This window comes from Mycobacterium sp. JS623 (assembly GCF_000328565.1).
In the GTDB taxonomy this organism is placed as follows: domain Bacteria; phylum Actinomycetota; class Actinomycetes; order Mycobacteriales; family Mycobacteriaceae; genus Mycobacterium.
Genome location: NC_019966.1, coordinates 4445506 through 4466013, shown reverse-complemented (window position 1 = coordinate 4466013; position 20508 = coordinate 4445506). Strand labels below are relative to the sequence as shown.

The following is a 20508-nucleotide window of genomic DNA, read 5'->3' as shown; positions in this document are numbered from 1 at the left end:
ATCGATGCGTGAAACCGTAATCGTGGAGGCGGTGCGCACGCCCGTCGGCAAGCGCAACGGCGGACTGTCCAACATGCATGCGGCCGACCTGTCGGCGATCGTGCTCAATGCGCTCGCCGAACGCGCGGGCATCGACCCGGACATCGTCGACGACGTGGTGTGGGGGTGCGTCTCGCAGGTCGGCGACCAGTCGAGCAATATCGGCCGCTACTCGGTGCTGGCCGCCGGCTGGCCCGAAACCATCCCAGGGACGACGGTCAACCGTGCGTGCGGGTCCAGCCAGCAGGCGCTGGACTTCGCCGTGCAAGCCGTGATGTCCGGCCAGCAGGACGTTGTTGTGGCAGGCGGTGTCGAGGTGATGAGCCGGGTGCCGCTCGGTGCGGCGCGTGCGACGGGCATGCCCTACGGACCGAAAGTGCTTGCCCGCTATAGCGATTTCTCATTCAACCAAGGCATTTCCGCAGAGCTCATCGCCCAGAAGTGGGGCTTTTCCCGCACGCGTCTTGACGAGTATTCGGCGCGTTCCCACGAACTGGCGGCCAAGGCGCAAGATGCCGGCGCGTTCGAGACACAGATCATGCCGGTGTTCGGTGACGGCGAGCCAGTGGTGTCCGACGAGGGCATTCGCCGGGGGACGACCGTCGAGAAGCTGGCCGGCCTGAAGCCTGCGTTCAAGGATGACGGTGTCATCCATGCGGGCAACTCCTCGCAGATCTCCGACGGCGCGGCCGCACTGCTGGTGATGACGGCAGAGAACGCGGTCGCCATGGGCTTGACGCCGATCGTCCGCTACCGCGCCGGCGCGGTATCCGGGGCCGACCCGGTGCTGATGCTGACCGGCCCGATCCCGGCCACCGAAAAGGTGCTGCACAAAGCCGGCGTGGGGCTGGACGAAGTCGGCGTGTTCGAGGTCAACGAGGCGTTCGCGCCTGTGCCGCTGGCCTGGCTCGCCGAGACCGGCGCCGACGAAGACAAGCTCAACCCGCTGGGCGGGGCGATCGCGCTCGGCCACCCTCTCGGTGCGTCTGGTGCGGTGCTGATGACGCGGATGATCAATCACATGCGGGACAACGAGATTCGCTTTGGCCTGCAGACCATGTGTGAGGGCGGCGGCACGGCCAACGCCACGCTGGTCGAACTCATTTCGTAGACAAGGACTTACAGGAGGACCAGTGCGCCGCGATCTGTTCACCAAGGATCACGAAGCCTTTCGAGAGCTATGCAGCGACTTCGTCGAGAAGGAGGTCGTGCCCGCCTATCCGGACTGGGAGAAGGGCGGCCGGATGCCCCGCGAGGTCTTCGAGAAGATGGGTTCGCTCGGCATGTTGGGGATGGCCATTCCCGAGGAGTACGGCGGCGGCGGTGAGCCGGACTATCGCTACAACGTCGTCATGCAGGAGGAGGCGGCGCGCGCGCTGGTCACGCTGTCGACAGTGCGCACTCAGCTCGAGGTGATCCTGCCCTATTTCCTGCACTACGCGAACGAGGAGCAGCGCAAGCGGTGGTTCCCCGGCCTGGCCGCGGGAACCCTGTTGACGGCCATCGCGATGACCGAGCCCGGCACGGGCTCAGACCTCGCGGGCATGCGTACGACTGCGGTGCGCGACGGAGACGACTGGATCATCAACGGCGCCAAGACATTCATCACCGGCGGCATGCAGGCCGACCTCGTGATCGTGGTGGCCCGTACGGCGACCGATCCGGACAACCGGCGCAAGGGTCTGACCCTGTTCGTCGTCGAGGACGGCATGGAGGGCTTCACCCGCGGCCGCGAGCTGGAGAAGATGGGCTGCAAAGTGCAGGACACCGCGGAGTTGTCGTTCGTCGACGTCCGCGTTCCTGCTGCCAACATGCTGGGGGAGGAGGGCGAGGCCTTCGGATACCTCGGCCACAACCTTCCGCAGGAGCGGCTCACCGTCGCCGTCGGTTCCGTGTCACAGGCACGCTCGGCGATCGCAGCGGCCATCGACTACACGAAGAACCGCAAGGCGTTCGGCACACCCGTCGCGTCGTTCCAGAACACCAAATTCGAGCTCGCGGCGTGTTCGACGGAGGTCGAGGCCGGTCAGGCGATGCTGGACCGGGCGGTGGCCTTGCACGTCGACGGTGAGCTCTCGGCCGCTGACGCTGCGCGGGTCAAGCTGTTCTGCACCGAGATGCAGCAGCGCGTCATCGACCGGTGTCTACAGCTGTTCGGCGGATACGGCTACATGATGGAGTACCCGATCGCCCGGCTGTACACGGACGCCAGGGTGGCCCGCATCTATGCGGGCACCAGCGAGGTGATGAAGGTGATCATCGCCAAGTCGCTTGGCCTCTAGCGATTTCGGCGCGCTGATCCATGCACAGCGACGGTTGCGCGTCGAAATCGCAATCAGGCGCGGGCGTGTTCTCGACGATGATGTCGCACGCCGCCTCGTAGAACGCGCTGATGAGGGTGGAGAACGACAGCTCGAACGGATAGATCATGTGCACGTCCAACGGTTCGGGTTTCCACTCCGGCAGCACGGGCACGATCGTGCCGTCGCGGAGTTCATCGGTGCAGAGGATTTGGGTGGGCATCGCGCCGACTCCGAGCCCGTGCAGGATGTACTGCTTGCACACCTGAAAGTTGTTGGCCCGCGCCCGAACCTGAGGCGAAAGCTCATGTCGCCGTCGGTTGTTCCGTAGCACGATCTTGTGGGGACCGCCGAAGCCGAACTCGATAAAGGGCAGGCCGTGTAACTGCGTGGGTTCGACGATCGGCTCCGCCAACTGTGCGACGAAGTCCGGCGAGGCGCACAGAAAGAGCTCGAGGCTGAACACCTTTCGTGCTATCAGCGTCGAATCCTGTAGCGGGCCGGTCCCGAAAACCACATCGAAGCCGTCCTTGATCGGGTCGACCATGTTGTCCACGAGGCGGATATCCAGTTGCGAGTTGGGATACCGCTGCAGGAAGGTGGCGCCGACTCTGGACGCGTAGTCGATGCCGACGAAGACCGGTATGGCTACTCGCAGTTCGCCCTGCGGTTCCTGCTTGCTGGCCTCGACCAGGGCGCGCACGCCGTTGGCTTCGGTCAGGATGTTCATCGCGTGTGCGTAGACCTGCTGGCCGAGGTCGGTGACGGTGAGCTGGTGGGTGTTCTTGCGCAGCAGCTTGATGCCAAGGTCGGCTTCCAGCCTGGTGAGCTTGCGGCTGACCGTCGACTTGGGCATGCCGAGCAACGTCGCCGCCTTCGACAAGCTCCGTGACTCCACCACCTTGCCGAAAACCAGCAAGGCGTCGACGTCGAACGGCAGGTTCTGCTCCATATGTTCCAAATATGCAACAGGGTGTTGCGGTTTTGCGGCTATTTCGGCCAATCAGCCGGTTGTACCGTCAGGCCTCATGAGTCACAACAGCCTGGTGACCAAACCCGCGAGCGGACATTGGACCGACGCCTATCCCGAACTCGGTCGCGGTCCGGTATCACTCGAAGACTGCGTCTCGCCTGACTTCTACGAGAAGGAGCGTGAGCATGTCTTCTCCAAGACTTGGCTCTACGTCGGCCGGGTGGAGCGCGTGCCGAAGTCCGGCAGCTACTTCACCCGCGAACTGAGGTTCCTGAACACCTCCGTCATCGTCGTGCGGGGCAAGGATGACGTGATCCGCGCCTTCCACAACATCTGCCCGCATCGGGGCAACAAGATGCTCTGGGAGGACGACCCGTTTCAGGAGGTGGCCGGCCGCGCCCCGTTGCTGTACTGCCGCTTCCATGGCTGGCGCTACAAGCTCGACGGCTCACTGCACTCGGCCACCCGTACGGATCTGCTGCTCGACTTCGACGCGGATAGTTGTCGTGTGCCTGCCATTCAATGCGAAGTGTGGGAAGGCTTCATCTTCATCAACCTCGACCCGCACAACACCGAACCGCTGCGCTCGTTCCTCGGCGAGTTGGCACACGGCATCGAGGGCTACCCCTTTGCCGGCCCGCATCAGGTGTACCGGTTCAAGACCGAATTACAGTGCAACTGGAAGATTTTCGTCGACAGCTTCGCCGAGAGCTATCACGGACCCTATCTTCATGCGTCCTCGTTCGGCGCTCTGACCGCTGAGGCCAGGGAAGCATTTGATCAACCGAATCCGTTTACCGACGCGCTGGCTTACCAGATCAAGGGTCCGCACCGGATGTTCTCGTTCTCCGGAGAGCCATCGCAGAAAACGCCGTACTCCAAGCCGATTGAGTGCGTGATGGAGGCCAGCGCGGCAGGCCCGTGGAACAAGCGGGTCGATCGCGGGCCGATGCCGCCGGGAATCAACCCGACGCGGTCGGAGAAGTACGGTTTCGACTCGTTCCAATTCTTTCCCAATTTCGTGCTCATCTTCGGGTCGTCGGGCTTCTCCACGCACACTCACTGGCCGACCGGTCCGCACTCGCACATTTTTGAAGTCGAGATGTTCTATCAGCCACCGAAGACACACAAGGAGCGGTTGGGCCAGGAGCTGACAGTAACGTTCCTCAACGACATCATCCTGGAAGACGCGAGCCCGTCGGAAGGGCTACAGGCGATGCTGAACAGTGGTGCGCTCACCCACTTCACGATGAACGACGAAGAGATCCTGTTACGTCATTTGCATAAGACGGTCGGCGAATACGTCGAAGCCGGTGAAAAGCGATGAACACAACTCTGCCCCCTGAGTTTTCGCGGTTGGAGCACCTGGTCCCGGAATGGGCGATCGAAGACGGGCACGAGCGCTACGTGAAACGGGTGAACAGCTCGATGGCCGAAATCCGGGCGTTCTACGACGAGGTGTTTCCGCTCGCCGAGGAAGCGGTGGCTTACATCGACAAGTTCGACTACGCCGAACCCCTGCCCGACGACGTCGCCAATCTGCGCAACCTGCTCTACTCCTTGATCACCGTTTCCCTGGCGGTGGAGTTGTGGAAGCAACCGCGCGTAAAGCACTCCGCCAACACCATTCTCACGAGAGTGAGCTGAACATGGGACTCACCTCCGCCCAACTCGAAGTCGTCGACCTCAGCCCGCGGATCGGTAGCGAGATCAAGACCGATCTCGAAACGCTGCTCAGTGGGCGGGAAGCCGTCAACATCCGTGCCACGCTGGAGCAGCGAGGGGTGGTGTTCTTCCGCGGCCAGGAGATCAGCGACGAGCAACAGGTCGCCATTGCCAAAACCCTTGGAAACATTGTGGCTAACGAAGGGGAGAGCGGCATCTACAAGATCTCGCTCGACACGAATGTCAACCAGCGAGCCGAATACCTGAAGGGCTCCATGTTCTGGCATTTCGACGGCTCGCTGCAGCCGTATCCGAATCTCGCGACGCTGCTGCGGGCCATCAAGCTGTCGGACATCGGCGGCGACACCGAGTTCTGCAATACCTATGCCGCATACGATGACCTGCCGAACGCCGACAAGGAACTCATCGCCGACCTTCGAGTGGTGCACAGTGCCGAGCGGTCGCAGTACTACGTCCGTCCGGAGATGAGCTACGAGGAGGTCACCTTCTGGCAGAAGTCGCCGACGAAGGTCTGCCCGATGGTGTGGACCCACCAGTCGGGGCGAAAATCGTTGCTTCTCGGCGCGACGGCCGACTACGTCGTCGGAATGCCGGTGGAGCAGAGCCGCGCTTTGCTTGCCCGGCTGCGTGATTGGGCCACCCAGCCGCAGTATGTCTATCGGCACGAGTGGCAAGTCGGTGACCTCCTCATCTGGGACAACACCGGAACCATGCACCGGGTGCTCGAGTATCCGGTCGACAGCGGCCGACTCATGCATCGCACGATCCTGGCCGGCGAAGAGCCGCTTCAGTGAAACTCGGCATCATGACGCCCATCGTCACCAACGTCGCGGGCGCCCCCTTGACATGGGAGAAGAACGCCACTGTTGACGATGTCGGTCGGATCGCCGAGACCGCGGACCGACTCGGTTATCACCACATGACGTGCAGCGAACACATCGGTCTGCCCTCTTCCGAAGCTGCCAGGCGCGGTACGCGGTACTGGGATCCGCTGGCCACGTTCGGTTATGTGTCGGCTCGCACCAGCCGGATACGGCTCGCAACCATGACGCTGGTGCTTGGCTACCACCATCCGTTGGAGATCGTAAAGCGTTACGGCACACTGGACCACGTCAGCAACGGTCGAGTGATACTCGGCCTTGGCGTCGGATCGTTGAAGGAGGAGTTCGACCTCCTTGGAGCTTCCTTCGACGATCGAGGCGCCCGCGGCGATGACGCGCTGCGCGCACTGCGAGCCGCGCTGCCGAGCAACGAACCCGCCTATGACGGTGAGTTCTATTCGTTCGGTGGGCTCACCGTCGACCCGTGCGCGTTGCAGCCGCACATGCCGTTCTGGATCGGCGGCCGCACCAAGCGCTCATTGCGGCGGGCGGTCACGCTCGCCGACGGCTGGTGTCCGTTCAACGTTCCGTTGGCCACCGCCGCGGAATGGCTGAAGGCATGGGAGCTGCCCGAATCGTTCGAGGTGGTTCTGATGGCCGAACAACTCCTCGACCCGGTGGGCAATCCGGGGCAGGCGGAGGAGGCCTTGCATGCGCTGGCTGCCGCCGGAACCACCACCGTGTCCGCCGTCTTCCTGGCCCGCTCACTCGAGCACTACCTCGAACAGCTTCATGCGTTAGCCGAACTACACGAGCGCTCCGGAGGGTGAAGGTGGCACTTCTACCGCCGCTCGCCGTGGATGAATGGGGCGACGACGAATACGCGGCCGTCGGACGACTATTCGGTATATCGGCGGACGAGGTGCCGCGGTCCGGGTCGGGGCAGCCGCGGGATCCGTCGCATTTCGACATCCTCGGCGTGCTGGCGCGCCACCCCGCGATGGCTCGAGAGTTCCTGGGTTACAACGCATTTCTGTTGCAGCGCGGCGAGTTGCCGTTGCGGCTGCGTGAGTTGGTAATTCTGCGGCTTGCGCACGCCAGGCGCTCGGCGTTCTTCTGGGGAGAGCACTACAGGATTGCGACCTCGGGCGGCATGTCTGAAGAAGACATCGCTGAACTTGCCCGCGGCAATGGCGGGTTCGACGGGGTGGATCGGCTCGTCCTGGAGGCCACCGACGAGATGCTGACCGGCGGCAAAGTCGACTCTGGGACGTGGGCCTGCCTGGTCAAGGAGATTGGCACGCACCAGGCGATGGAGCTGATCTTCGTGTTCGGGACGTACGCGATGTTGGCGACGGCGTGCGATACCTGGGAACTCAGGCCTCCTCCCGGTAGCGAGGAACTGCCTCCGGGCGTCTGACCTGCGGCGCGGCGCTGATCTGAAGCAATTTCGGTTGAGACCCTTGTCACACGCCGCAAACCTACCTACTGTGTGTTCACTAGGTTGGTTGCGACGAAGGAGCCAGGTGTCCGCCCCACGGCCATACGAGTCCCTCCTCGCCAAGGGGGAGGACCGCAGGCAGCGGATACTTTCCGTGGCCGAGCGGCTGCTGGCACGCAACGGCTGGCGCAACACCTCGCTGGCTCAGATCGCGAAGGAAGCCGGCGTCACGCCCGCGGGGTTGTTGCACCACTTCGAATCCAAGGAGCAACTGCTCAACGCGGTGCTCGATGCGCGCGACGCCGACGACGAGATACACGCCGACTATCAGTCCGGTGACCTGGTCGTCGAGCTCAGCCGGGTGCCCCAGCGATTCGAACGCGCGCCCGAGCTCATCGGCACCTTCACGGTGCTGTTGGTCGAGAACATCGCGCCCGACGCTCCGCTGCACGACCGAATGCACAAGCGGTACAGCGACGCCGTCGACATCGTCACCGACATCATCAAGCGCGGTCAGAGTGACGGAAAGTTCCGCCCAGACTTCGACGCGTCCAGCAAGGCCGTAGAAATACTCGCCTTCATCACCGGAATGGAGACCCTATGGTTACTCGATCGATCAATCCCGCTGACCGAGGTGTTCAAGGGCTACGCCGAGTCGCTGGGTCGCGAGCTGGCGCCCAGGAGCTCGACATGAGATATCGGCTGGACGTGGTGGCCCCGACCGTGCTGGACGCGGTGGCGTTCGCCGGCGGCTGGATCTACGACCGGGTGATGGCCGGGTGGGACGTCACCGTCCTGATCGGCAACGACGATGACGCGCGGCCGCTCGAGATTCTCGGAGCGCAGGTTCGTGATCTCGAGTCGGTGCTCGAGGCGTGGGAGGACCGCCCGCATCCGCAGACGGTCGCGGTCGCCGCCGATGTGTTCGACAGCGATCCGCGAGTACATCAGCATGTCCTCAACGCGCTGGAGCAGGGCGCGACGGAGGTCACGCTGTGGGGTGAGCGGCTGCCTGCCGAACTCGATAAGAGCGTCGACTCCGTCGAGCACCACTTGAGTGCGGCGGCAAGGGCTTTCAAGTCGCAGGCGCTGGCAGCGGCCAATGCAGAGGCCGCTGTCGCCCACGCCGAGACGTTCCGCTGCGGCATGTCGGTGTCGGTCGCTGCTGACCTGGTCCCGGCGAGTTAGGTCAGGTCGATCAACACCTTGCCAATGGCGCGACCCTCGGCGACATATGCCAGTGCTTGGGCAGTCTCCTCGAGCGGATATACCGCGCAGATGTGCGGCTGCACGCGCATGGCCATGAGTAGCTCGCGTAGTTCGTTTTCGTTGCGAACGAACTCGTCTGGCGGCACATCCTGAAACTGAAAACCGAGCACGTGCACGCCCTTCACCAGCACCAGATTCAGGGGAATCCGGGGGATGTCTCCGGAGGCAAAGCCGACGGTGACGAAGCGCCCGCCGCGGCCAAGCGCCCGCAGCGCGGGATCCGATAGCGCGCCGCCGACCGGATCGACGACGGCGTGCGCGCCGCGGGGGATGGCATCCTTCAGCACGATCCGCAGGTCGGCGGTCCGGTAATTGATGAGGTGGCGCGCCCCGTAACTCGCTGCCACATCGAGCTTTTCGGTCGACGACGCAACCGCGGTGACCGACGCGCCAAGCTTCACGCCCAACTGGACCGCCGCCAGGCCGACACCTCCACCCGCGCCCAACACAATCAGTTCATCGCCGGCCTGGACGCGCACCATCGACCGCAGTGCGTGATACGCGGTGCGATACGCCACACCGAACGCTGCGGCGGTGTACTTGTCGACGCCGTCAGGTATTCGCGTGAGCGCTGTGGCGGCGATGACGACCTCCTGGGCGAAGGCGCCATACAGCATGGTTCCGGTTACCCGATCTCCGACAGCAAAACCCTCTGCGCCAGAGGTTGTTTCAACGATCATACCGGCGAACTCACTGCCCGGAATGAACGGGGTGGGGATGCTGATCTGATACTCGTTGGCGATCAGCAACACGTCAGGGTAGTTCACCGACGCCGCTTCGACCTTCACCCGAACCTGCCCCGAGACGATGGCGGGCGACGGCCACGAATAATCGACACCGACCACATCCGGCGCCCCGTATTCGTCGCAGACCGCGGCTAGCATTTGTAATCGGTGGACTCGGCCAGCTCGGCCGCCGAGGCCATCAGATCCGTCACGACGGGTCCGAAGGCCAGCAGCTTCTCATCGTCGCCTGCGCGCTGGAACCCCTGCTCCAGAACGATCGCCAGCTTCCACTTGGCCAGCACCAGGTAGTAATCCAGGTCGTCCACCTGGCGGCCCGACACCTTGGCGTAATGCTCGACAACTTCGTCGCGGGTGGGCATTCCGCGCATGTCGACATAGCTCATCTCGGAAGCCTGCGCGGTATCCGTCGGCCAGCTCTGCACCATCCACGCGAGGTCCAACTTCGGGTCGCCGACGGTGCCCATCTCCCAGTCGACGATCGCGGCCATCCGTGCGGGCGCGCCGTGGTGATACATCACGTTGGCGAACTGATAGTCGCCGTGCATGAGGCCAGGGATGAAGTCGAGCGGCTTGTGCGCCCGAAGCCAGTCGGTGGCCACCTCGAGGCCGGGTAGCTCGCGCTTCTTGATCCTTTCGAGGAAGCCGGTCCACCGGTCGACCTGGCGCTCGTGGAAACCGTCCGGACGGCCGAGATCCTGCAGTCCCTTCGCCTGCCAGTCCACCTTGGACAGCAACGCAATGCCTTCGGCCAGTTGATAACTCAGGCCGGGACGAGTGCTCATATCGCTGTCGAACGGGTCCGGCCACTTGCCGTGCTGATCCATCGGCGACCAGCCGTCGACGAACCCCATCAGGTAGAACGGCCGGCCCAGCACCGACGGGTCCGAGCACACGTCGACGGCCTTCGTATGCGGTACGTCGGTGCCGTCGAGTGCCTCGATGATCCGCCACTCGCGCAGGATGCCCTTGTCGCGGTCCGGGGGAGCGCCCGGCGGCGGCATGCGTAGCACGCAGCGCTCCTCGCCGCGGCGCAACTCGTAAATCACGTTCTGCGTTCCGCCCGACAGGAAACGCGCGTCGAGTTGCTCACCCTTGCCAGGCAGCGCCTCGCCGTCCATCCAATCGGCAAGGCGCACAACGTCTATTTCGCTCACAGGTTCCCCACCTCGTTCTCCAGGTAGTCGGCATACTTGGCGCGGGCGGCTTCGCGTTTAGCGGGCAGCCACTCGGTCGGCCAGGTGCCCTCGGTCGCTTGGTAGCCGCGCAGCACCTGCTTGGCGACCGTCGTCTTGTGCACCTCGGTCGGACCGTCGGCCAGTCCCATCACCGCGGCGCCGGTGACCATCCCCATGAACGGCATCTCGTTGGTGACACCTAGTGCGCCGTGCACTTGCATTGCCCGCCAGGCGATGTCGTGCAGCACCGTCGGCATCACCACTTTGACGGCGGCGATGTCCTTGCGCACCTTCTTGTAGTCGTTGTACTTGTCGATCTCCCACGCGGTGTAGAGCACCATCAACCGGAACTGCAGCAGCTGCGCGTAGGAATCGGCGATGTAGCCCTGCACGAACTGCTTGTCCGACAGCAGGCTGCCCTGGGTCTGGCGGCTCAACGCACGTTCGCACATCATGTCCAACGCCTTTTGGGACATGCCGATGGTGCGCATCGCGTGGTGAATTCGTCCGCCTCCCAACCGGGTCTGGGCGATCACGAAAGCCTGTCCCTCGCCGCCCAACAGCGCTTCGGCAGGCACCCGCACATTGTCGTACTGGATGAGTGCGTGTGAGCCCTCTCCTTCGGGCTCGCCATAAAGCCCGATATCGCGGACGATGTTCACACCCGGGGTGTCGGTCGGCACCAGGAACATCGACATGCCCTGGTAGGCGCTGACGTCGGGATTGGTCACCACCATCACGATCAAGAATGAAGCCGTGCTCGCGTTGGAGGAGAAGAACTTCCACCCGTTGATCACCCAATCGTCGTCGTCGCGTACCGCGCTCGTCTTGAAGAGCGTCGGGTCCGCGCCTGCGTGCGGTTCGGTCATCGAGTAGCAGGAGAAGAGTTCGCCGTCCAGCAATGGCCGCAGATACTTCTCCTTCTGTTCGTCGGTGCCGTAGTGCGCGATGATCTCGGCGTTGCCGGTATCAGGCGCCTGACAGCCGAATATGATCGGCGCCCACTGCGAGCGACCGAGGATTTCGTTCAGCAGCGCGAGTTTGAGCTGGCCATAACCCTGGCCGCCGAGCTCGGGGCCAAGGTGGGTGGCCCACAACCCCTTTCGGCGCACCTCGTCCTTGAGTGGGTCGATGACCTTGCGCCGGTTGTCGTCCAGCGGCACGAACTGCAGATGCGGAAAGGCCAGATCGAGTGGCTCGCACTCCTCGCGAACGAACTCGTCGGCCCATTCCAGCAGCTTCTGGTACTCAGGATCGGTTTCGAAGTCCCACGCCATTGCGGGCCTCCTTTCAATTGACTTACGCGGGCAGTTGGTTGTAGCCGGCGATCAGTGCGTTGATATCGCGACTGACAACATCCGTGAACGAGCGGTCACCGTAAGTTCCTGCGGCCCAATGCCGTACACCTTCGCTGACATGCATACCGGCGAGATGGGACAAGTGGCGCACGTCGACATGTGCCGCCAGTTTGCCGTCCTGCTGCGCCTTCGCGAACAGGTCACCGAACATGTCGGCGTCGCCGTCGTCCAGTGACTCGCCGCCGAGGATGCGATGCTCGTGGCGGTAGCCCTCCAGGATCGTCTCGATGATCAGGTCACGCGGGTTGCGTGCCATCGAGCGTTCGAGGCTGCGCAGTGCTTCGACGATGATCGCGTCGACCTCATAGTCCTTCTGCAGCAGAGAGCGCACGGTTTTCTGCGCGGCGCGGGTGGACAGCAGGCCGACCTCGAAGAGTACGTCTTCCTTGGCCGGGAAATAGAAGTAGAACAGCGCGCGCGAGACGCCGGCGGCGCGGCAGATGTCGGCCACCGTCGTCTTGGCGTAGCCGTTGGTGCGCCATAGCGCCATCGCGGCCTGCACCAGAGCGCGCTTTGTCTCGTGGGACCTCGCACGTTGATAAGAGGCGCGCCGCTGACCACCGTCAGCCACTGCGGCCACGCTGTTCTTGGGCACAGGCTGACTGTAACAGCCAGATTCGCGGCGGTAAATAGTTGACGTCTGTCTAACTTATGGCCCTTGAGTGCCCTCGAATCCGTTCTCGATCAGCCGGAAAACTCGGTGGCGCCGAGTGCGACATCGAAGTTTCCTACCCCATGACGGGCGAGGCCCATGAGAACCAGGCCCGTGCCCTCCAGCCAGTGCGCCATGGTCAAACCGCCGACGTCCAACGGTCGCAGTCCGAGACTGGCGATGAACTCCGACACGCCGGCCTTGGCCTGCGCGTCGTCGCCGGCGATGAATACATCCGGCGTCAGGCCCTTCTCCAGGACATGACCGAAGACGGTGTTGAATGCCTTCACCACGCGGGCGCCGGCCGGAGCCGCCTTAGCGACTTCCTGGGCGATCGAGGTGTCATCGGGGATGGCGAGCCCGTCGGCATCGGCGTTGAAAGGGTTGCTGATGTCGACGATCACCTTGTCGGTCAACGTGTTTCCGTACTGGGTGATGACCGGTACGACATCGGCGTACCTCAGTGCCACGATGACGATGTCCCCGGCCGGCACGGCGCCGAATTCTCCGGCCGTGGCGCCGCCGCCGAGAGCCGTGGCCAGGTCAGCGGCCTTGGACTGATCGCGGCCGACGACCTCGACGGCGTTGCCGCCCGCTACTGCCAACGCGCCGATCGCGCGGGCCATGTTGCCGGTTCCGATGATGCTGATGCTTTTCATGAGATGTCCTGTCTAGTCGTGTATCTCGTGTCATGTCTGAGGACCGGTGGCATGCCCGTGGGAGATCGGGGTTCACCGCTAATGCGTGTGGGTGAGGAGTTCCCAGGGCTTAATGCCGAGGTGGCCCGCAAGGTGCCTTTGCATCTGGACGCCGGCCGGCAGTGGCCGCCACCAGATGGTCACCTCAGCGATCTTTCCGTCCGCGTCGAGAAGGATGTAGTCCATCCCGTTGACCACGGTGTCTTCGATCTGTAGTCGGAAGTGCGCGGCGTGGTGCGTCTCCCCGCTGAGGACTTCGTTATAGGTGAGGTCGGTCGCCACCGTGCCGACCCCCTGAATGGCTTCCAGGACCGCCTCGCGGCCGGTGACTGGCTCATCGCCAAGTGGGCCGTAGAGCACCACGTCCTCTGCGAGTATTGCGGCGAGGGCGTCCTCGTCTGCGCCGCCATGCATTGTGTCGATGAAGGCCTGCACGGTGTCGCGATACGGGGCGAACCTGGTCATGGTTTCTCCTTGAGTCATTTGATGCACGTGGTGTGCGAGACCTGATCGATGCGCCGTCAATTCCCTTTAGCGCCATAGTGATTGGTTGTGGTGGACGACTCCGCTGAGCAGCCGCGGTTCGGTGTGCGGCGTACGTCCCGGCGTGTCTCACTCAGATCACTGTGGTGCCGCCGTCGACCACCAGCTCCATGCCGTTGACATAGCTCGAGTCGTCGGAGGCGAGGAACAATGCGGCCGACGCGATCTCCTCAGGGCGGCCCATCTCTCGCCTCGGGATCACGGATTCGAACTGCGCCTTCATCTCCTCGTCCATCACCTCTTCCAACATCGGCGAGGCGACCTGGCCGGGGGTCAGCACGTTCACGCGGATCTTTCTGTCCCTCAACTCGGACACCCACACCCGCGCGTAGGCGGGCAGCACGGCCTTGCTTCCGGCGTACACGCTCCAGTTCGGGTAGCCCCTGAGTGACGCGTTCGACCCGGTCATGAAGATCGAGCCGCCGTCGTTGAACAGGGGTAGCGCCTTCTGCACCGTGAAGAGCGTGCCGCGCGCGTTCAGCCAGAACGCGTCGTGGAAGTCCTCCTCGGTGATCTCGCCGAGCTTGGCCTGCGCGCCGGTCCCAGCGCTGGCCCACAACACATCGATCGCGCCCTTTTCCTGTTTGACCGTGTCGAACAAACGGCCCAGATCGTCGAGGTCGGCCGAATCACCTTGCACACCAGTCACATTCCGGCCGATCTGTTCGACGGCCTTGTTCAGCTCGTCCTTGCGTCGGCCTGTGATGAAGACGTGAGCTCCTTCGTCAACGAACGATTTGGCACCGGCGAGTGCCATGCCACTTGTCGCACCGGTGATCACCGCGACCTTGCCATCGAGTTTTCCCACGATTCACTCCATTCAGCTGATAATCCGTTTTTTATGTACACCGATCTGCGTGCTTAACGTATCGGAGAGTGCTGCACGAGCGCAAGCTATGTACACCGATTCGTACCCAAGTGAGCTACGCTGGGTGTATGACGGAGTTGGAGAAGGGGCCGCGGGGCCTGCGGCGCGGCAGGGGTGCTCGAGAGCGCATCCTCGGTGCTTCTCGACAACTGTTCCGCGATCAAGGCATCAACAGCACTGGCCTGGACCAGCTCTGCGCGGTGGCCCAGGTGTCGAAGCGCACGTTTTATCAGCACTTCACCGGCAAGGATGAGCTGATCGCCGAGCATTTACGCCGATTCGATCCCGACGTGCTGCCCGAGGTGTTCGGCCGAACCGACCTCACACCCCGTGAACGGCTCCTCGCCGTCTTCGACATTCACGCGCCCCTGTGCCCGTTCATCGCGGCGGCCGTCGAGCTTCACGACCCGGACCACCCGGCACGCATACGTGCCCGCGACTACAAGCTGGCTTTTGCCGCGCGGCTCACCGAAGCTGCCCGCGAGGCCGGCGCCTCCAACCCCGAACTGCTCGGCGAACAACTGGCGCTGCTCCTGGATGGTGCTTCGGCCCGCAACCGAGTCCTCGACACAGACACCTTCGCCACTGCCGCCGCCATCGCTGTCGTCCTCATCGACAACGCCATCCCCACGGCAGCGGTACCTCGCAGCGCGAGAGGAAAGACGGCGGCCCAGACTTACTGACAGCAGGTGTGCGCCCTCCAGCCAGCCGTGCTCAGGTCGCCGATGTCGTGCGGTCGCGAATGCTTATGTGGCTAAGCAAGTTTGGGCATGGCTGAGAGACATGTCGCCGCGGGCGCGACCTGAGTCACCCCAGCGCCGCAATTCAGCAGGCGACACTGGACGCGAAGTATGAGAAGTCACATCGGTGACGCTGAGCGTCGGTGCACGCCTCGCGTGTGCGTTTACGATGTGCGCACTTCTACGAACGGAGCCGACATGTGGGTCAAGGAATACACCGGACAGAGCGCGGCGAGTGCTGACCGGTTGTTTGACGTCTTAGCCGATGCCGCGGCCTGGTCGGAATGGAACGCCGGGGTCGCGGGAATCGAGATGGACGGTCCATTCGAGGCGGGCACGAACGCGACGATGACGCTGTCGGACGATACCGTGTTGCCGTTCCGTCTCGTGGGGGTCGAGGCCGGACGAGGTTTCGAGGACGAGACACCGGTGCCTGATGCCGGCGTCGTCGTACGGGTGCTGCACCAACTGACACCAATGGAGAACGGCACCCAGATCACATACCGGTGCATGGCGGAGGGTCCCGACCAGGCCGCCGCCGAGGTCGGCGCGGCTGTCAGCGCCGATTTCCCCGATGTGATCGCCGCGCTTGCGGCTCGAGCCGAGAGCGTCAAGAGCTGAACATCGTTGGCCGCTCATTGAATTGGATGCTGTTTCAGTGCTTTTCACTGCTGCATTCTGGGGTCCTCGGCGGGGTCGTGGTATACGGCGTGACGTTGTCGCTCAACGCTTTCGGGCCTCGTAACCAGCGGTCAGGTAGAACACGGTGCGATCGAGGCTGGGCAGGATCGCGGTGATGTCGATCTCGCCGGCGGCGAAGCGACCCATCAGGCCGTACACGGCGCTGGACACAATATCGTCGACGTCCTTGACGAACTCGGGGTCGGCGTCGGCCAGCACCTCCATCGCCGCGGGCACACCGCGTCAAAGCCGCGCCGAACCAGTTCTTGGCCGCCAGGTGCCGTCCGTGCCCTGAAGTAAGCGTTCAGCATCGCGGGGTGGCGCCCACGGCTCGAAAATGGTGCGCAGCACGCGCATCAACCCGGCATACAGCGATCGTCGGCGGCGTGCGGCCGCGTCAACCCGGAGCGCGGATTTGTGCAAGTGCACAGCATCGGTATGGCCCTCAGGTAAAGATGATGGGCGACGTCATCAAAGGAGGGGTAATGGCAGGTCGGGTAGAGGGCAAGGTCGCGTTCATCACCGGCGCGGCGCGCGGCCAGGGACGCAGTCACGCGGTGCGCCTGGCGCAGGAAGGCGCCGACATCATCGCCGTCGACATTTGCCGACCCTTCGCCGACTCGCCCGCTCCGCCGGCAACTCCCGAAGACCTCGCCGAGACCGCTGACCTGGTCAAGGCGCTGGATCGCCGCATCGTCACCGCCGAGGTCGACGTCCGCGACTATGAGCTGCTGAAGCAGGCCGTCGACAGCGGAGTCGAACAACTGGGCCGATTGGACATCGTCGTCGCCAACGCCGGCATCGGAACGATCGGAACCCGGCTCGACCGGATGAAGGAAGACATCTGGCAGGAGATGATCGACGTCAACCTCGCCGGCGTGTGGAAGTCGGTCAAGGCCGGCGTTCCGCATCTGCTGGCCGGCGGCCGGGGCGGGTCGATCATCTTGACCAGTTCGGTCGCAGGGCTCAAGACCTACCCGCACACCGGTCACTATGTTGCGGCAAAACATGGCGTCGTCGGGTTGATGCGGACGTTCGCCGTCGAACTCGGGGCGCACTCCATCCGCGTCAACTCCGTGCATCCGACGCATGTGAACACACCGCTGCTACACAACGAGCAGACGTACCGGATGTTCCGGCCGGACCTGGAGAACCCGGGCCCCGACGACATGGCGCCGGTCTGCCAGACCTTCCACATGCTGCCCATCCCGTGGGTGACCGCTGAAGACATTAGCAACGCGGTGCTGTTCCTCGCGTCCGACGAGGCCCGGTACATCACCGGCGTCACGCTTCCCGTCGACGCGGGCAGCTGCCTGAAGTAACGAAAGGGCCGCTCCCGCATGACAATTGCACACGACGTCTATTACGACCCCTATGACGTTAGTATCGTTCACGATCCCTACCCGGTATATGCCCGGCTGCGCGAGGAAGCGCCGATCTACTACAACGAGCGCTTTGACTTCTGGGCGATCTCGCGGTACGCCGACGTGGAGAAGGGACTGGCCGACTGGGAGACGTTCTCGAGCAGCCGCGGAGACATTCTCGAGCTGGTTCAGTCGAACTTCGATATGCCCAAGGGCGTGATGATGATGGAGGATCCGCCGGTGCACACGATGCTGCGCGGGCTGATGTCTCGGGTGTTCACGCCGCGGCGGATGGCCGAGATCGAGGACCAGATCCGGGCGTATTGCGTCAATTGCCTTGACCCGCATGTGGGTTCGGACGGCTTCGACATCATCGCGGAGCTGGCTTCGATGATGCCGATGCGCGTAATCGGCATGTTGCTTGGCATCCCCGAGTCCGAGCAGGTCCAGGTCCGCGACGCCAACGATGCAAACCTGCGCACCAAGCCGGGCGCGCCGATGAAGGTCGTCACCGCCGACAAGATCGCCGACGGACGGATCTACGCCGATTACATCGACTGGCGGGCAAAGAATCCCTCGGATGATCTGATGACGGCGCTGCTCAACGTCGAGTTCGAAGACGAGAACGGGGTGACGCGCAAGCTGACCCGCGACGAGATCCTGCGCTACACGCAGGTGGTCGCGGGCGCCGGTAACGAGACGACGGGCCGCCTGATCGGCTGGCTGGCCAAGGTGCTCGCCGAGCATCCGGATCAGCGTCGCGAGATCGAGCAGGATCGGTCACTGTTGACGCGCGCCGTTGACGAGACGCTGCGGTTCGAGCCGACCGGCCCTCACGTAGCGCGTTGGATAGCAAAGGATTTCGCGTGCTACGGCACGACGGTGCCGGCCGGCAGTGCGATGCTGCTGTTGTTCGGTGCGGCCAACCGGGACTCCCGACGCTACAAGGATGCCGAGACGTTCAACATCCACCGCGACAACATCTCGCATCTGACGTTCGGCAAGGGTGTGCACTATTGCCTCGGTGCGAACCTCGCCAGGCTGGAAGGTCGCGTCGCGCTCGACGAGCTGCTCAATCGATGGCCCGAGTGGGACATCGACTACGAGACAGCGGAACTCGCGCCGACGTCGACAGTTCGCGGTTGGGAAAAGTTGCGACTGGTCTTGTCGTGACCTCGGCGTGTGCGGCGGTGTTGGATCATTGGGATCGACCCTTGTCATCGGAGAAGTAATGACCACGCGCACACCCGAGCTGTCGCTCTACCTGACGACCTACACCGACGGTCCGCACCATGACTGGCGTGCCACCTTGGAATACGCCCGCGCCATGGACGCCGGGGGTGTTGACCGCGTGGTGGTGTCAGACCACGTGGTGTTCGGCGAGAACTTGGCCGCCTACGCCGATCCGACGATAGGTGGACAGGTGGGCGGGCGGCAGCCGACGGGGCCCGATGGAAGTTGGTTGGAGCCCCTGATGGTGCTGACGGCCATCGCCGCAACGACTACCCGGATCAGGCTGGGCACCGCGATCCTGCTCGCCGCACTACGACGCCCCGCAGTGCTGGCCAAACAACTCGCCACATTGGACGTGTTGTCGGAGGGTCGAGTCGACCTCGGTGTCGGAGTCGGTTGGCAGCGGGAGGAATACGAAGCCGCGGGCCTGTCGTTTGAGGATCGCGGACGGTTGCTCGACCACACGCTCGAGGTCTGTCAGACGCTGTGGACGCAGCAGCGGGCATCCTACGAATCCCCCGAGCTGACGTTCGACGGCATTCATCAAATGCCCAAGCCGGTACAACCCGGTGGCGTGCCCGTGTGGGTCAGCGGCACGGTGAATAACGCTGTCGCGCGCCGGATTGCCCGTTTCGGAAGCGGCTGGATCCCGTGGGGGCCGGCGTACGCTGATCTGCCCGCCGCGATCGCAGCGATGAAGGACAGGGTGTGCGACTTCGGCGCAGAACCAACCGATCTGCAGGTGCAGGGTGTTGCGCGCGTGGTGAAACGAGACGACGGATCGATAGACTTTGATGCATCCACTGCAGGCGTCCCGGCGCTCGTCGCCGCCGGGGTGACCGACGTCCGGTTTCCGGCGTCGTTGTCCGTCGAACCGGACCGAGCGGTGCAGGAGCTTTCGTCACTCGTCGAGGCGTTCCGCACCGCCACCGGGTAGATGTTTCTTTACAGGTGTCGGGGAGGTCTGTCAATTGAGGTCGAGTGAAGCGAGGAAGTCCTGGGTGCGTTGGCGTGACTTGGTGCGCGTCTGCGCGTCGTCGCCGAGTGGAACGACACGCGCGGCGAGATCGGTGACGCCGGCGTCGCGGTACCGCTGTAGGCGTGCGAGCACTGTCGACTCGTCGCCCGCCGCCATCGTGTCGCCGGCGTCTCCGGCGTCGCCGTGTTCGAGCAACCGAACGTAGTTGGGGGAGAAGTCGGCGTGGCCGAGCACCTCGCTGGCATATGCGCGGGCGTCGTCGACTTCATGTGGTGAGCACAGGGCGACGGGAACGCCTGCGACCACGCGGATTCTGGACTTGCCAACCGCGGCGGCCGCCGCGGTGATGCGTGGCACCACATAGTCGCCGATCGCCCGTTCGTCGGCCATCCACAGAATGGTGCCGCCCGCGCGCTCACCTGCGATCCGCAGCATAGCCGGGCCCAGTGCGGCCAGAAGCACTGGCATTTCGCATGAATCGTCGACGTCGATCGGGCTGTGCACGTGGTAGTCGGCGTTCTCCACCTCGACCGTGCCGGGACCCGCGAACGCGGCGAGAAGCACGTCGAGGTAATCGCGGACGAGTCGCGCCGGCCGGTCATATGGCAAGCCCAGCTGGTCCGCGATGATCCAATGGTGTGACGGCCCGACACCGAGACTGAACCGTCCAGAGCAAGCCGCCTGTGTAGTCAACGCCTGCTGCGCCATGATCAGCGGATGGCGGGTTTGAATGGGGACCACCGCCGTTCCGATCTCGATCCGTTCGGTGACCTGCCCCAGAAGCGCGACGGCCGTCATCGCGTCGAGATAGCCGGGCACCTGCGGAAACCAGAACGACGCGAAACCTTGGGCCTCGCCGGTCTTTCCGTCCTCAAGCAATCCGGTCAGCCGGTCTGCTCGTGCGCGCTCCTTGTCGGAGCCGACCATCAAGCCGATCCGCAC

Annotated in this window: 23 protein-coding genes and 1 pseudogene; 14 read left to right on the top strand and 10 right to left on the bottom strand. The window is 63.8% G+C overall.

Annotated features, from left to right (window positions below; all coding sequences use genetic code 11):
* The first annotated feature begins 4 nt into the window (after positions 1-4).
* Together MYCSM_RS21810 and MYCSM_RS21805 are read left to right on the top strand one after the other, a co-directional pair.
* Complete coding sequence (locus tag MYCSM_RS21810) at positions 5-1150, top strand: thiolase family protein (RefSeq protein WP_015308339.1); 1146 nt, start codon at positions 5-7, stop codon at positions 1148-1150.
* Positions 1151-1172: 22 nt separating this feature from the next.
* On the top strand, positions 1173-2321 hold the full coding sequence (locus MYCSM_RS21805; RefSeq protein WP_015308338.1) for an acyl-CoA dehydrogenase family protein: 1149 nt from the start codon (positions 1173-1175) through the stop codon (positions 2319-2321).
* On the opposite strand, the gene MYCSM_RS21800 is transcribed toward MYCSM_RS21805, so the two are convergent.
* Positions 2296-3291: a LysR family transcriptional regulator gene (locus tag MYCSM_RS21800; RefSeq protein ID WP_015308337.1), complete on the bottom strand. Its 996-nt coding sequence runs from the start codon at positions 3289-3291 to the stop codon at positions 2296-2298. The genes MYCSM_RS21805 and MYCSM_RS21800 overlap by 26 nt on opposite strands.
* A gap of 76 nt (positions 3292-3367) precedes the next feature.
* Here MYCSM_RS21800 and MYCSM_RS21795 point away from each other — a divergent pair, with 76 nt between their 5' ends.
* The 7 genes from MYCSM_RS21795 (at position 3368) to MYCSM_RS21765 (ending at position 8448) form a co-directional block, all read left to right on the top strand.
* Positions 3368-4639 (top strand): aromatic ring-hydroxylating oxygenase subunit alpha, encoded by a 1272-nt coding sequence (locus MYCSM_RS21795; protein WP_015308336.1) that lies wholly within the window; start codon positions 3368-3370, stop codon positions 4637-4639.
* Entirely contained in the window at positions 4636-4959 is a 324-nt protein-coding gene (locus MYCSM_RS21790; RefSeq protein WP_015308335.1) for a hypothetical protein, read from the top strand. The genes MYCSM_RS21795 and MYCSM_RS21790 overlap by 4 nt, the downstream gene beginning before the upstream one ends.
* A 2-nt stretch (positions 4960-4961) precedes the next feature.
* Positions 4962-5792: a TauD/TfdA dioxygenase family protein gene (locus MYCSM_RS21785; protein ID WP_015308334.1), complete on the top strand. Its 831-nt coding sequence runs from the start codon at positions 4962-4964 to the stop codon at positions 5790-5792.
* Positions 5789-6649 carry a TIGR03619 family F420-dependent LLM class oxidoreductase gene (locus MYCSM_RS21780; protein WP_041312524.1) on the top strand — a complete coding sequence of 287 codons (861 nt, stop codon included), beginning with the start codon at positions 5789-5791 and terminating at the stop codon, positions 6647-6649. The genes MYCSM_RS21785 and MYCSM_RS21780 overlap by 4 nt, the downstream gene beginning before the upstream one ends.
* Before the next feature lie 2 nt (positions 6650-6651).
* Entirely contained in the window at positions 6652-7239 is a 588-nt protein-coding gene (locus MYCSM_RS21775; protein WP_015308332.1) for a carboxymuconolactone decarboxylase family protein, read from the top strand.
* A gap of 106 nt (positions 7240-7345) precedes the next feature.
* Positions 7346-7954 (top strand): TetR/AcrR family transcriptional regulator, encoded by a 609-nt coding sequence (locus tag MYCSM_RS21770; RefSeq protein ID WP_015308331.1) that lies wholly within the window; start codon positions 7346-7348, stop codon positions 7952-7954.
* Positions 7951-8448 (top strand): hypothetical protein, encoded by a 498-nt coding sequence (locus MYCSM_RS21765; protein ID WP_015308330.1) that lies wholly within the window; start codon positions 7951-7953, stop codon positions 8446-8448. Before MYCSM_RS21770 ends, MYCSM_RS21765 begins: the two co-directional genes overlap by 4 nt.
* Here MYCSM_RS21765 and MYCSM_RS21760 read toward each other — a convergent pair.
* From MYCSM_RS21760 to MYCSM_RS21730, 7 genes are all read right to left on the bottom strand, one after another.
* Positions 8445-9413 (bottom strand): NADPH:quinone oxidoreductase family protein, encoded by a 969-nt coding sequence (locus MYCSM_RS21760; protein WP_015308329.1) that lies wholly within the window; start codon positions 9411-9413, stop codon positions 8445-8447. The two genes, MYCSM_RS21765 and MYCSM_RS21760, sit on opposite strands and share 4 nt — an antisense overlap.
* On the bottom strand, positions 9407-10393 hold the full coding sequence (locus MYCSM_RS21755; protein ID WP_051073927.1) for a phosphotransferase family protein: 987 nt from the start codon (positions 10391-10393) through the stop codon (positions 9407-9409). Before MYCSM_RS21755 ends, MYCSM_RS21760 begins: the two co-directional genes overlap by 7 nt.
* A 32-nt stretch (positions 10394-10425) precedes the next feature.
* On the bottom strand, positions 10426-11727 hold the full coding sequence (locus MYCSM_RS21750) for an acyl-CoA dehydrogenase family protein (RefSeq protein ID WP_015308327.1): 1302 nt from the start codon (positions 11725-11727) through the stop codon (positions 10426-10428).
* A gap of 22 nt (positions 11728-11749) precedes the next feature.
* The gene (locus MYCSM_RS21745) at positions 11750-12403 is read right to left on the bottom strand and encodes a TetR/AcrR family transcriptional regulator (protein WP_015308326.1); all 654 of its coding nucleotides are present in this window, start codon (positions 12401-12403) and stop codon (positions 11750-11752) included.
* A gap of 89 nt (positions 12404-12492) precedes the next feature.
* Complete coding sequence (locus MYCSM_RS21740; protein WP_015308325.1) at positions 12493-13119, bottom strand: NADPH-dependent F420 reductase; 627 nt, start codon at positions 13117-13119, stop codon at positions 12493-12495.
* Between the two features lie 78 nt (positions 13120-13197).
* The gene (locus tag MYCSM_RS21735; RefSeq protein WP_015308324.1) at positions 13198-13623 is read right to left on the bottom strand and encodes a nuclear transport factor 2 family protein; all 426 of its coding nucleotides are present in this window, start codon (positions 13621-13623) and stop codon (positions 13198-13200) included.
* 151 nt (positions 13624-13774) lie between these two features.
* Positions 13775-14509: an SDR family NAD(P)-dependent oxidoreductase gene (locus MYCSM_RS21730; protein WP_015308323.1), complete on the bottom strand. Its 735-nt coding sequence runs from the start codon at positions 14507-14509 to the stop codon at positions 13775-13777.
* Positions 14510-14637: 128 nt separating this feature from the next.
* Here MYCSM_RS21730 and MYCSM_RS21725 point away from each other — a divergent pair, with 128 nt between their 5' ends.
* The gene (locus tag MYCSM_RS21725) at positions 14638-15252 is read left to right on the top strand and encodes a TetR/AcrR family transcriptional regulator (protein ID WP_015308322.1); all 615 of its coding nucleotides are present in this window, start codon (positions 14638-14640) and stop codon (positions 15250-15252) included.
* A gap of 255 nt (positions 15253-15507) precedes the next feature.
* Positions 15508-15930 (top strand): SRPBCC family protein, encoded by a 423-nt coding sequence (locus MYCSM_RS21720; protein ID WP_015308321.1) that lies wholly within the window; start codon positions 15508-15510, stop codon positions 15928-15930.
* Between the two features lie 102 nt (positions 15931-16032).
* Here the strand turns inward: MYCSM_RS21720 and MYCSM_RS36140 are convergent.
* Positions 16033-16365: pseudogene (locus MYCSM_RS36140) on the bottom strand (TetR/AcrR family transcriptional regulator); the annotation flags it as partial.
* A 110-nt stretch (positions 16366-16475) separates the two neighbouring features.
* Here MYCSM_RS36140 and MYCSM_RS21710 point away from each other — a divergent pair.
* Genes MYCSM_RS21710 through MYCSM_RS21700 form a run of 3 tightly spaced genes read left to right on the top strand, consistent with a single transcriptional unit; the run spans position 16476 to position 19524 of the window.
* Complete coding sequence (locus tag MYCSM_RS21710; protein ID WP_015308320.1) at positions 16476-17312, top strand: mycofactocin-coupled SDR family oxidoreductase; 837 nt, start codon at positions 16476-16478, stop codon at positions 17310-17312.
* Positions 17313-17330: 18 nt separating this feature from the next.
* Positions 17331-18527, top strand: coding sequence for a cytochrome P450 (locus MYCSM_RS21705; protein WP_015308319.1), 1197 nt, complete (start codon positions 17331-17333; stop codon positions 18525-18527).
* 58 nt (positions 18528-18585) lie between these two features.
* Entirely contained in the window at positions 18586-19524 is a 939-nt protein-coding gene (locus tag MYCSM_RS21700) for a TIGR03619 family F420-dependent LLM class oxidoreductase (protein ID WP_015308318.1), read from the top strand.
* A 30-nt stretch (positions 19525-19554) separates the two neighbouring features.
* Here MYCSM_RS21700 and MYCSM_RS21695 read toward each other — a convergent pair whose 3' ends face one another.
* A complete protein-coding gene (locus MYCSM_RS21695) occupies positions 19555-20508 on the bottom strand; it encodes an LLM class F420-dependent oxidoreductase (protein ID WP_015308317.1) in 954 nt (317 codons plus the stop codon).